The organism is Streptomyces sp. NPDC002055 (assembly GCF_040296705.1).
Classification (GTDB): Bacteria; Actinomycetota; Actinomycetes; order Streptomycetales; family Streptomycetaceae; genus Streptomyces.
Map to the genome: position 1 here is coordinate 52248 of NZ_JBEOXS010000004.1, position 12547 is coordinate 64794.

At 73.4% G+C, this 12547-nt stretch carries 8 protein-coding genes; 6 read left to right on the plus strand and 2 right to left on the minus strand.

Annotation, left to right across the window (positions count from 1 at the left end; genetic code table 11):
• The first annotated feature begins 125 nt into the window (after positions 1-125).
• From ABT112_RS03220 to hflX, 3 genes are all read left to right on the plus strand, one after another.
• The gene (locus ABT112_RS03220) at positions 126-2267 is read left to right on the plus strand and encodes a RelA/SpoT family protein (RefSeq protein ID WP_351504961.1); all 2142 of its coding nucleotides are present in this window, start codon (positions 126-128) and stop codon (positions 2265-2267) included.
• An 81-nt stretch (positions 2268-2348) separates the two neighbouring features.
• Positions 2349-3833 carry a M1 family metallopeptidase gene (locus ABT112_RS03225; RefSeq protein ID WP_351504963.1) on the plus strand — a complete coding sequence of 495 codons (1485 nt, stop codon included), beginning with the start codon at positions 2349-2351 and terminating at the stop codon, positions 3831-3833.
• A 115-nt stretch (positions 3834-3948) separates the two neighbouring features.
• Positions 3949-5445 carry a GTPase HflX gene (hflX, locus tag ABT112_RS03230; RefSeq protein WP_351504965.1) on the plus strand — a complete coding sequence of 499 codons (1497 nt, stop codon included), beginning with the start codon at positions 3949-3951 and terminating at the stop codon, positions 5443-5445.
• A 168-nt stretch (positions 5446-5613) separates the two neighbouring features.
• On the opposite strand, the gene ABT112_RS03235 is transcribed toward hflX, so the two are convergent.
• Positions 5614-6792, minus strand: coding sequence for a trypsin-like serine peptidase (locus tag ABT112_RS03235; RefSeq protein WP_351504967.1), 1179 nt, complete (start codon positions 6790-6792; stop codon positions 5614-5616).
• A 319-nt stretch (positions 6793-7111) separates the two neighbouring features.
• On the opposite strand from ABT112_RS03235, the gene ABT112_RS03240 reads away from it, so the two are divergent.
• The 3 genes from ABT112_RS03240 to ABT112_RS03250 all read left to right on the plus strand — a co-directional run bounded on the left by ABT112_RS03240 (position 7112) and on the right by ABT112_RS03250 (position 11987).
• A complete protein-coding gene (locus tag ABT112_RS03240) occupies positions 7112-8941 on the plus strand; it encodes a diaminobutyrate--2-oxoglutarate transaminase family protein (protein ID WP_351505161.1) in 1830 nt (609 codons plus the stop codon).
• Positions 8942-9190: 249 nt separating this feature from the next.
• The gene (locus ABT112_RS03245; protein ID WP_351505163.1) at positions 9191-11188 is read left to right on the plus strand and encodes an IucA/IucC family protein; all 1998 of its coding nucleotides are present in this window, start codon (positions 9191-9193) and stop codon (positions 11186-11188) included.
• Positions 11189-11258: 70 nt separating this feature from the next.
• Positions 11259-11987 carry a GNAT family N-acetyltransferase gene (locus tag ABT112_RS03250; protein ID WP_351504969.1) on the plus strand — a complete coding sequence of 243 codons (729 nt, stop codon included), beginning with the start codon at positions 11259-11261 and terminating at the stop codon, positions 11985-11987.
• Between the two features lie 117 nt (positions 11988-12104).
• On the opposite strand, the gene tnpA is transcribed toward ABT112_RS03250, so the two are convergent.
• The gene (tnpA, locus tag ABT112_RS03255; RefSeq protein WP_351504971.1) at positions 12105-12521 is read right to left on the minus strand and encodes an IS200/IS605 family transposase; all 417 of its coding nucleotides are present in this window, start codon (positions 12519-12521) and stop codon (positions 12105-12107) included.
• Between the last annotated feature and the right edge of the window lie 26 nt (positions 12522-12547).

Here is a 12547-nt window from a genome sequence, read left to right on the forward strand (position 1 = left end):
TGATCCGGTTCACGCTGAGCGAGAGCCGGTCATCCGTGGGTGATGGGCTCGATAGCATCAAGCACCGGCCCGGGCGCCGGGCACCGGCCCCGCTCCCGCCGGTGTCGATGCCGCCGGAGGTGCCCATGAGCGAGACCGTCAACCCTGGTCCGCCGGCCCGCAGGCGCGCCCGCATCGATCTGCGCAGACTCGGTCGCGCGGCGCTGCTGGGCCCCGGCCAGCGGGACCGTCTCCCGGACGCCATCGACCATGTGGCCAAGGTGCACCGGGCGCGGCACCCGGGCGCCGACCTCGACCAGCTCCGCCGGGCCTATCTGCTCGCCGAGTCCTCGCACCGGGGGCAGACCCGCAAGAGCGGCGAACCGTACATCACCCACCCCCTCGCGGTGACACTCATCCTCGCCGAACTGGGCGCCGAGACGACGACGTTGACGGCCTCCCTCCTCCACGACACCGTCGAGGACACCGAGCTGACCCTCGACCAGGTCGGGGAGGGGTTCGGCGAGGAGGTCCGCTACCTCGTCGACGGGGTCACCAAGCTCGAGAAGGTGGACTACGGGGCCGCGGCGGAGCCGGAGACCTTCCGCAAGATGCTCGTCGCCACCGGCAACGACGTCCGCGTCATGTCCATCAAGCTCGCCGACCGCCTCCACAACATGCGCACCCTCGGGGTGATGCGCCCCGAGAAGCAGGCCAGGATCGCCCGGGTCACCCGTGACGTACTGATCCCGCTCGCCGAGCGGCTCGGCGTGCAGGCGCTCAAGACCGAGCTGGAGGACCTGGTCTTCGCCGTCCTGCACCCCGAGGAGTACGCCCGCACCCGCGACCTGCTGCTGGAGCACGCGAACCGGCCCGACCCGCTCACCCGGATCGCCGAGGAGCTCGGAACCGTGCTGCGGGAAGCGGGCATCGGGGCCGACGTGCTGGTCCGCCCGCGGCACTTCGTCTCCGTGCACCGGGTCCGGCTCAAACGCGGCCGGCTCGGCGGCGCCGACTTCGGCCGCATCCTGGTGCTCGTCGCGGAGGACGCCGACTGCTACGCCGTCCTCGGCGAGCTCCACACCTGCTTCACCCCGGTCGTCTCCGAGTTCAAGGACTTCATCGCCGCGCCGAAGTTCAACCTCTACCAGTCGCTGCACACGGCCGTGGCCGGCCGGCCGGGCGGCGACGTCGCCGAAGTCCTCATCCGCACCCACCAGATGCACCGGGTGGCCGAGGCCGGCGTGATCGCGCTGGGCAATCCGCATGTCCCGACGACCGAAGCCCCCGAAGCGGCCGAGGCGGACGGGGAGCGCGCCGACCCCACCCGGCCCGGCTGGCTGTCCCGGCTGCTCGCCTGGCAGCAGTCCGCACCCGACCCCGACACGTTCTGGGCCTCGCTCCGCGACGACCTCGCACAGGACGCGGAGATCACCGTCTTCCGTGCCGACGGCGGCGCACTCGGCCTTCCGGCAGGCGCCAGTTGTGTGGACGCGGCGTACGCGTGGCACGGGGAGGCCGCGCACACCTGCATCGGAGCCCGGGTCAACGGCCGGCTGGCCACGCTCGCCACCGTGCTCGGCGACGGCGACACCCTGCAACTCCTCATGGCCCAGGACCCCTCCGCGGGGCCGTCCCCCGACTGGCTGGAGCACGCCCGCACCCCCGCCGCTCGGATCGCGATCAGCCACTGGCTCACCGCCCATCCGGACGCGGCGCAGGTGCCGCCCGACACCGCGCCCGCCGCGCAGCCGGAGAGCGCCCCGGCGGAAGCCGAGCCGCGGACGGCCGCCCCGGACCCGGAGGGCGCCGTCGCCGCCGTACCGGACCTGCCGGGCGCCGCGGTGCGGCTCGCGGGCTGCTGCACCCCGGTGCCGCCCGACCCGGTCACCGGGTTCGCCGTACGGGGCGGGACGGTGACCGTGCACCGCGCCCAGTGCCCCGCCGTCGCCCGGATGACGGTGTCCGGACGGCCGCCGGTCGGGGTGCGCTGGTGCGGCGGCGACGGGGCCGGCCGCGGCGACTGCCGCGTCACCCTGCTCGCGGAGGCCTTCGGCCGGCCGCACCTGCTCGCCGACCTCACCGAGGCCATCGCCCAGGAGGGGGCGGCCATCGTCGCCGCAGCGGTGGAACCGCCCCACGAGCAGCGGGTCCGCCACACCTACACCCTCCAGCTCCCCGACGCGGCCGGCCTGTCCGGACTGATGCGCGCCATGCTCCGCGTGCCGGGCGTGTACGACGTGAGCCGGGCGCACGCTCCCACCGCGGGGCCCCGGTCCGTGCACTGAAACCGGCCGGACTCCAGCCGTTCGGGTGGGCGGGGCGCGCGGCTCCGCCGGGCTCCGCCGCCGCGCTGATAGCCGTAGGGCATGACCCGACCCGCGCCCCGCCGGACAGCCCTGGCCGCCGCCGTCCTGGCCGCGCTCGTCGCGGCCGCCGCGCCGGAACCGGCCGCCCAGGGCATCGGCGACCGGCTCTACCCCCACCTGGGGAACCCGGGCTACGACGTCCAGGCGTACGACATCGCCCTCCGCTACTCGGGCGACAACGCCGAACCCCTCCGGGCGGTCACCACCGTCCGGGCCCGGGCCACGGCGCCGCTGGACCGCTTCAACCTGGACTTCGCCCGGGGGACCGTCACCGCCGTCCGGGTCAACGGCGCACCCGCGGCCTTCTCGAACGTGGGCGAGGACCTCGCCGTCACCCCGGCCGAGCCGGTGCCCGAGGGCGCTCCGCTGCACGTCGGCATCGCGCACACCAGCGACCCGGGCACGGGCGCCGACGGCGGCTGGGTGCGGACCGACGACGGCCTGGCGATGGCCAATCAGGCCGATGCCGCCCACCGCGTCTTCCCCTGCAACGACCACCCCTCCGACAAGGCCGTCTTCACCTTCCGGGTCACCGCACCGCGGGACCTCACCGTCGTCGCCGGCGGGCTGCGGCCGGCCCGCCGGCCCGGCCGGACCACGACCACCTGGGAATACCGCGGCGCGCATCCGATGGCCACCGAACTGGCCCAGGTCTCCATCGGGCGCTCCGCGGTGCTCCGGCGCCGGGGGCCGCACGGCCTGCCGGTACGGGACGTGGTGCCCGTGGCCGACCGCGGACGGATGGAGCGGTGGGCGGCCCGGACACCCGGGCAGATCGCCTGGATGGAGCGGCAGGTCGGCCGGTACCCGTTCGAGACCTACGGGCTGCTGGTCGCCGGCACCCGGACCGGCTTCGAGCTGGAGACCCAGACCCTCTCGCTCTTCGAGCGCCGGCTCTTCACCGACCCGCGCTTCACCGAGGCGTACGTCGAGTCGGTCATGGTGCACGAGCTGGCCCACCAGTGGTTCGGCGACAGCGTCAGCCCGGCCCGCTGGTCCGACGTCTGGCTCAGCGAGAGCCACGCCACCTGGTACGAGGCCCGCTGGGCCGAGGAACGGGCGGGCGTCCCGCTCGCCGAGCGGATGCGCCGGGCGTACGCGCAGTCCGACGCCTGGCGGGCGGCCAGCGGGCCGCCCGCCGCCCCGAAGCCGCCCGAACCGGGGCAGAAGATCGGCATCTTCCGCCCCGTGGTGTACGACGGGAGCGCCCTGGTGCTGTACGCCCTGCGGCAGCGCATCGGTCCGGCCGCGTTCGACCGGCTGGAACGGACCTGGGCCGGCCGGTACCGCGACGGCCACGCCGCCACGGCCGACTTCGTCGCCCTCGCCTCCGAGGTCTCCGGCCGGGACCAGTCCGGCTTCCTGCGGCCCTGGCTGTACGGGGCCAGGACCCCGGCCATGCCCGGGCACCCGGACTGGCGGACCGGCCCGGCCGCCCCCGCCGCACGGCCCGGTGCCCGGCACCGGGCCGGAAAACCGGTGTGACGGCCGGGCGGGCGCGTGGGACCATCGTCCCGTCGGCGACCCGGTCCGGCCGGGGAATCCTCCAGCCGGCCCGGACGTTGTTCCCGACGAGAGTTTCCATCGACGTAAGGATCCAATGACCTCCTCTTCTTCCCCTTCCCAGGACGCCCAGAGCTTCTCGACAAGCCTTCGGGCCGACGCCCTGATGGAAGAGGACGTCGCCTGGAGCCACGAAGCCGACGAGGAGCGTGACGGCGGACAGTACGACCGCTCCGACCGTGCGGCCCTGCGCCGGGTCGCGGGCCTCTCCACCGAGCTCGAGGACGTCACCGAGGTCGAGTACCGGCAGCTGCGCCTGGAGCGTGTGGTGCTGGTCGGCGTCTGGACGTCGGGCACGGTGCAGGACGCGGAGAACTCCCTCGCGGAACTGGCCGCGCTGGCCGAGACGGCGGGCGCGGTGGTGCTGGACGGCGTGATCCAGCGCCGCGACAAGCCCGACCCGGCCACCTACATCGGCTCCGGCAAGGCCCTGGAGCTGCGGGACATCGTGCTCGAGAGCGGAGCCGACACCGTCGTCTGTGACGGTGAGCTCACCCCGGGTCAGCTCATCCATCTCGAGGACGTCGTCAAGGTGAAGGTGGTCGACCGGACCGCCCTCATCCTCGACATCTTCGCCCAGCACGCCAAGTCCCGAGAGGGCAAGGCGCAGGTCGCGCTCGCGCAGATGCAGTACATGCTGCCGCGGCTGCGCGGCTGGGGTCAGTCGCTGTCCCGGCAGATGGGTGGCGGTGGCTCCGGTTCCTCGGGCGGCGGTATGGCCACCCGTGGTCCCGGTGAGACCAAGATCGAGACGGACCGGCGCCGGATCCGCGAGAAGATGGCGAAGATGCGCCGGGAGATCGCGGAGATGAAGACCGGCCGCGACATCAAGCGGCAGGAGCGCCGACGCAACAAGGTGCCCTCGGTCGCCATCGCCGGCTACACCAACGCCGGCAAGTCCTCGCTGCTCAACCGGCTGACCGGCGCGGGTGTGCTGGTGGAGAACGCGCTGTTCGCCACCCTGGACCCGACGGTCCGCCGCGCCGAGACGCCCAGCGGCCGGCTCTACACCCTGGCCGACACCGTCGGGTTCGTCCGGCATCTGCCCCACCACCTGGTGGAGGCGTTCCGCTCCACGATGGAGGAGGTCGGTGACTCCGATCTGATCCTGCACGTGGTGGACGGTTCGCATCCGTTCCCGGAGGAGCAGCTGGCGGCGGTCCGCGAGGTCATCCGCGAGGTGGGCGCCGTCGAGGTGCCCGAGATCGTGGTGGTCAACAAGGCGGACGCGGCCGATCCGCTGGTCCTCCAGCGTCTGCTCCGGATCGAGCCGCGCGCCCTGGCGGTGTCGGCCCGCTCGGGGCAGGGCATCGACGAACTGCTGGCGCTGATCGACGACGAGCTGCCGCGGCCCCGGGTCGAGATCGAGGCGCTGGTTCCGTACACGCACGGCCAGTTGGTCTCGCGGGCGCACGCCGACGGTGAGGTGATCTCCGAGGAGCACACCCCGGAGGGCACGCTGCTCACGGCCAGGGTCCACGAGGAACTGGCGGCCGAGCTCCAGCCGTACGTCCCGGCGGCCGGGCGCGCCTGACGCCGTGGTCTGCACGGCGGATCGGGCAGGGCCCGGCTGACGGATGCGTTCGTATGGCGCGTCGGCCAAGGTCAAGTGCACCGCTCACAGCGCATGACGAAGGGCCTGTTCCCACCGGCCGGTGGGAACAGGCCCTTCGTCATGCGTGGCTCAGTGGCCGCGACCGGGTCAGCGGTTCGCGAACTTCCGGCTGACCGCGTCGTACATGCTCTTCGCCTCGGGGCCCAGGTGCGGTCCCGCCAGCCAAGTGGCGGGGGCGGGGCCGATGGAGGTGTTGGACACCAGAGCCGGCTTGCCGTCGGCCCCGTTGGCGAACCATCCGCCGCCGGAGGAACCGCCCGTCATGGTGCAGCCGATCCGGTACATCGTCGGCTGGGACGAGGACGTGGAGAGACGCCCGGGCTTGTCGACACAGGAGAACATCTTGCTGCCGTCGAACGGCGGGGCGGCCGGGTAACCCCAGGCGCCCATGTCGGAGATATCCTTCACCGCGGGGGCGTTGAACTCGACCGGCAGGGCCGCACCGACGGTCTCCTCCAGGGACTTGCCCTCGCTGCCCGCCTCCGGCTTCACATGCAGCACGGCGAAGTCGTACGGCGCGCCGCTGCCGCCCGATTCCTCACCCTCCTTGATCCACTGCTGGGAGGTGGACGCCCAGTCCGCCCACCAGGTGCCGTACGGGGCGACCTGCTCGCGGGGCGAGCTGTTCAGCTGTGCCGCGGGAGCGCCCTTGTCGTTGAAGGAGGGGACGAAGGCGATGTTGCGGTACCAGCCGCCCGTCTTGCCCGCGTGCACACAGTGGCCCGCCGTCCAGACCATGTTGGACTTGCCCGGGTGGGCCGGGTCCTTCACGACCGTGGCGGAGCAGACCATCGAGCCGTCGGGACCGTCGAAGAAGACCTTGCCGACCGGGGCCGCGTTGTCGTGGTACGGCGTCCGGACCTGACTCGCCTCGACGGGCGCCGGCTCGGGGTCGGTGACGCCTTGGTCGTCCGAGAGGTCCGCGGGGACCGTCTTCTGCGGGTCCTCCGCGCCCTTCATCCGCTCCGGCTTCCAGAGGTCCTCGATGATCGGGTTGACGAAGTCACCGGCCTCGCGGAGCCAGTCGTCCTTGTTCCAGTTCTTCTTCCACTCCCCGTTCTTCCACTTGTCCAGGTCGATCCCCAGCTCCTTCAGGCGCTGGTCGATGTCCTTCGGAGGGGTGACGGCGCCCTGCCCCTGCTGCCCCGCGGAGGCCCCCGGCTGGTCGCTCGCGTCGTTGTCCGTCGGGCCGCACGCGGTCGCGGTCACCGCGAGCACAGCGGCGAGCGCGACTGCGGCGAGGGCGGGCCGTCGTATGGAAGGCATGGGTGGAACTCCCCCTGGGTGTGTACGAACCCTGCAGATGAACTTGTCATGCACCCCGACCGAGGCGCAGAGCCCCACTATGCCGGTGCCGTTGGGGACGGCCGCGGCCGGGTCCGTGGTTCCCGGGCCGACGGCGCCGAGGCGCCAAGGATCTTCCGGTTGCCCGTGATCCGCCGCTCGCGGCGTCGTTGGTACGTACGGCGGACAGCCAACCAGCGTTCATCCAGAGGACAGGAGAACCGTGGCCGTGACCGAGTCCCCGCCGACGGCGCCGCACGCTCCCGACTCCGCGGCCGCGCAGGACGCCGCGCAGGATGCCGTGCCGGACAGGGCGGGGACCGCGGACGCGGCCCAGGAGGGGATCCTCCGGCGGCAGTCGCTCCGCGAGTCGGCCGCGCGGACGTACGCGCGCGCACTCCCCATCGTCCCGGTGCGGGCCCGGGGGATGACGATCGAGGGGGCCGACGGCCGGCGGTACCTCGACTGCCTGTCCGGCGCCGGGTCGCTGGCCCTCGGCCACAACCATCCGGTGGTGCTGGAAGCCATCCGCTCCGTCCTCGACTCCGGGGCGCCGCTGCACGCGCTCGACCTCGCGACCCCGGTCAAGGACGCCTTCACCACCGAGCTGTTCCGGACCCTGCCGGGAGACCTGGCCGACCGGGCGCGCGTGCAGTTCTGCGGCCCCGCGGGAAGCGACGCGGTCGAGGCGGCGATCAAACTCGTCCGCACCGCGACCGGACGTTCCGGGCTCCTCGCCTTCTCCGGGGCGTATCACGGGATGACCGCGGGGGCACTCGAAGCATCGGGGGGCGCACAGGACGTCAGGGTGGCGCGACTGCCCTACCCGTACGACTACCGCTGCCCGTTCGGGGTCGGCGGCGCACGGGGTGCGGAACTCTCCGCACGGTGGACCGAGCAGCTGCTGGACGACCCCAAGAGCGGAGTCCCGCTCCCGGCCGCCATGCTCGTCGAACCGGTGCAGGGGGAGGGCGGAGTGATCCCGGCCCCCGGCCCCTGGCTGCGCCGGATGCGGGAACTGACCGCCGCACGCGGCATTCCGCTCATCGCGGACGAGGTGCAGACAGGCGTCGGCCGCACCGGAGCCTTCTGGGCCGTCGAGCACAGCGGGGTGGTGCCGGACGTCATGGTGCTGTCGAAGGCCATCGGCGGCAGCCTGCCGCTCGCCGTCGTGGTCTACCGCGACGGCCTCGACCTCTGGCAGCCCGGCGCGCACGCCGGAACCTTCCGCGGCAACCAGCTCGCGATGGCCGCGGGAGCGGCGACGCTGGCGTATGTGCGGGAGAACGGACTCGCCGAGCGGGCGGCCGTGCTCGGCGGCCGGATGCTGGAGCGGCTGCGCCGCTTCGCCGCGGAGCAGCCGTGCGTCGGTGACGTCCGCGGCAGGGGCCTCATGATCGGCCTGGAGCTGGTGGCCGCCGAGGCAGGCGAGGCACCGTTCAGCCGTGCGGCCGGCCCGGACGGCAACAGCCGGGCGCGCGACGGCCGGGGCCGCGGTGACCGCTCCGGAAGCACCGATCCCCTCGGCTCCGGCGAACCCGGTGGGACCAGCGGTGGCAGCGGCGCCGGAGGCACCGTCCACGCGAGCCGGAACGGCACCGGCGGCGAGTGCGACCACCGGGGCAACGGCCCTGCGGACGGCCGTCGCCACAACAACGGCGGCCAGGAGCAGCAGAGTTGCCGCAAGGCCGGAAGCCCCGGTCGTGACGGCACCCACCGCGGCAACGGCCGGAACCGCGGCCATGGCAGCACCGACGCGTACCTCGACGGCCCCGGCCACAGCGGCGGCGCGGTGGCGGAGAGCGGCGCGGTACCCGGACCCGGGGTGTTCGACGTGCGGGCGGCCGGTGGCACGTCGTTCGGCGGCGGGCCGCCGGCCGCCCCACTGCTGGCAGCCGAGGTCCAGCAGGAGTGTCTGCGGCGTGGACTGATCGTCGAACTCGGCGGCCGGTACTCCAGCGTGGTGCGTCTCCTTCCGCCGCTGACCATCACCGACGAGCAGGCCGAAGCGGTCCTCGACCGGCTGACCGACGCGATCTCCAGCGCCGTCCGGAACGGTGGTGGCGTCCGTGACGCGTACCCGTCCGTACCCCGGCCGCCGCGCCTCGCGCCGCCGGGCACCTCCCGGTGAGGACGGCCCGGCGGGGCACGGCGCCGCCGTTGCCGCCTTCCGCCCCGGCACCTCCGCCCGACAGGGTGGGCCGGATATCCACCGGCGCTCCCCGCCCGCATCCCCGGTCGCCCGGCGCCCTGCCGCGCCGGGCGCCCGGGAGCCGGGAGCGCTCCGGCTCCGGCAGGCATCTCCAGCCCAGCCAACCGACGAAGGAGGGTGGCGCCCCGTTCCCGGCTCCACCGCCGGGGACACCGCGCCGACCAGACCATGGACGTATGCTCCGGCCGCGAGGCCACAGCGACCACCGACCGGCACGCCGTACCCCGCCAGGCCGGCGCCAACGGCGCCCGCCCGGCAGGACAGGACCCGCTGGACCACCCCGACCCGCGCGTCGTGGCCGAGGCGGCGGCACGGGAGAACCTGCTGCGCTGCTGGACGCGGGAGACGGGCACCCGCCCGCCGGGCGGTGACACTCTGCGGATCCCGCTGCCCGCCAGCGGCACCGCGCTCCTGGTCCCCGTCCGCTACTGGTCGGCCACCGGCTGGCACCGTTTCGGCGACCCCGTCCTGGAGACCGCCCCCGACGGCGCACCCGCCGTCGACGCCGTCACCCTCGCCGCCCTGCTCGGCCGGGAGGCGGCCCACGCCGCCCCCGGCGCAGGAGTGCCCGGTGCGGGGGTGCCCGGTGCGGGGGTGCCCGGAGGCCCCGGCCCCGGCGACAGCGCCACCGGCGAGGCCACCACCCGCGAAGCCGGCACTGGCGAAGGCGGCACCCGCGAAGCCGGCACCGGCGAAGGCGGCACCGAACTCGTCGGCCGGGTCGCCGACTCCGTCCGGCGCACCGCGGAGTTCATCGCCGACCGGCGGGCCCACCCCGGCGTACCCCTCGCCGGGGACCAGTTTCTCGACGCCGAGCAGTCGCTCGTCCTCGGTCATCCGCTGCACCCCACTCCCAAGAGCCGCGAAGGGCTCTCCGACGCCGAATCCCGCGCCTACTCACCCGAGCTGCGCGGCTCCTTCCCGCTGCACTGGCTGGCCGTCGACCGGACGGTCCTGGCCACCGACTCCGCATGGACCGAACGGGGCCGCCCCGTCCCCGCCGGGCAGCTCACCACCGAGCTGGCCGGCGACGGACTCGAACTTCCCCCCGGCACCGTGCCGTTGCCGCTCCACCCCTGGCAGGCCCGGGAGATCCGGCACCGCCCGGCCGTCACCGAACTCCTCGACGCCGGGCTGCTGCACGACCTGGGGCCGTTCGGCGCGCCGTGGCACCCCACCTCCTCCGTCCGGACCGTGCACCGCCCCGGTGCGCCCGCCATGCTCAAGCTCTCCCTCGGTCTGCGCATCACCAACTCCCGCCGCGAGAACCTCCGCAAGGAACTCCAGCGCGGCGTCGAGGTGCACCGGCTGATGCGCAGCGGTCTCGCCGAGCAGTGGCAGCGGATCCACCCCCGCTTCGACATCGTGCGCGACCCGGCCTGGATCGCCGTATCGGACACCGACGGCAGGCCCCTCCCCGGCCTCGACGTCGTCATCCGGCACAACCCGTTCGGCCCCAGTGACGACGCCGTCTGCATCGCCGGGCTCACCTCGCCCCGCCCGTTCCCCGCGGACGCCCCGGCCGGCAGTCCGCTCATGCGGTCCCGCCTCGCCGACCTGGTGTCCCGGCTCGCCGGGCGCACCGGCCGGCCCGTCGGAGCCGTGTCCGCCGAGTGGTTCCTGCGCTACCTCCAGGCCGTGGTCCGGCCCGTGCTGTGGCTCGACGGAGAGGCGGGCGTCGCGCTCGAAGCGCACCAGCAGAACACGCTCGTGCTCCTCGACACCCACGGCTGGCCGGCCGGTGGCCGCTACCGGGACAACCAGGGCTACTACTTCCGCGAATCCCACCGCGCCCGCCTGGAGCGACGGCTCCCCGGCATCGGAACCGAGAGCGACACATTCGTCTCCGACGACGTCACCGACGAACGCCTCGCCTACTACCTGGGCATCAACAACGTCCTCGGACTCATCGGGGCGTTCGGCTCACAGGGGCTCGCCGATGAACGCGTCCTCCTGGCCGCGTTCCGCCGCTTCCTCGGCGAAGCCGCGGCAGGCCCGGCAGCGCTCGGTTCCACCCTGCCCGCCCGGCTGCTCGAGTCCGCCACGCTGCGCTGCAAGGCGAACCTGTTCACCCGGCTGCACGGTCTCGACGAGCTGGTCGGCCCGGTCGACACCCAGTCCGTCTACGTCACCGTCCCCAACCCCCTCTCCGTATCGCGGACATGACCCACCACGGCAGGCCCCGGGGTGCCCCACGGCTGAGGCACCCCGAGACATCCGAGAGGAGAGCGGCACCGTGCCGTCCGACCCGCCGGGACCCGGCACCGACTCCAGCACCGAGGACACGCTGGACCTCCGCCTGGCGGAGGTTCTCGCCCCACTGACGACCGGGGCGGGCGCCGGGCCCGGGCGAGCGGACGGCCCCGCCGAGCCCCCGCCCGACCCCGACCGCTGCGATCTGCTGGACGGCGTCGGCTCCTGGGGGCCGGTGAGCACCGCCCAGGGCACCTTCCTGCTCGCCCCCGTGCACACCGCCCGCGATCTGCCGCTCGTCACCCGCTGGATGAACGACCCCGCGGTGGCCGCCTTCTGGGACCTCGCCGGGCCCGATGAGAGGGTGGCCGCCCATGTGCGGGCCCAACTCGACGGAGACGGGCGCAGCGTGCCCTGTCTCGGGGTGCTGAACGGCGTACCGATGAGTTACTGGGAGGTGTACCGTGCCGATCTCGACCCCCTGGCCCGCCATTACCCCGCTCGCCCCCATGACACCGGTATCCATCTGCTCATCGGCGCCGTCGGCGACCGCGGCCGAGGGGTCGGCACATCGCTGCTGCGCGCCGTCGCCGATCTCGTCCTCGACCACCGGCCCTCCTGCGGACGGGTCGTGGCCGAGCCGGATCTGCGCAACACCCCGTCCGTAGCCGCCTTCCTCGGCGCGGGCTTCCGCTTCGCCGCCGAACTCGACCTCCCCGACAAGCGAGCAGCCCTGATGATCCGCGACCGTCCTCATCGCCACCTCCTGTGATCAGGCCATCCGGCATCGCTGATCCGTGCACTGCTTTCCTTACCGGGGCTCTTCCAGAAGGCCCTGGCGGTGACGCCGGGGATGAGTGCATCTCAAGGCTGTGCTGTGACGTGCAGGTCAGAGCGGCTGTTGCTGCTGCTCGATGTACTGGCGGATGGTGGCCAGTGGTGCTCCGCCGCAGGATGCGGCGAAGTACGAGGGCGACCACAGGTGCCCGTGGCTGGTGGCGTGGTTGATCCGGTCGGTGAACTCTTGCCGGATCCGGCGGGCGGAGACGCCCTTGAGGCTGTTGACCAGTTTGGAGACGGCGACTTTGGGCGGGTAGTTGATCAGGAGGTGGACGTGATCGCGTTCGCCGTTGAACTCCGTCAGCTCCGCCTCGAAGTCCTCACACACCTTCCGCATGATCTCTTCGCAGCGCGTCAGCATCTCATCGTCGAACACTCCGCGACGGGACCTGGTCACAAAGACCAAGTGAACGTGCATCGCCGAAACCACATGCCTGCCACGCCTGTAGTCATTCTCCTGATCCATGAGGCCAATCGTAGTAGGGTCGTGGG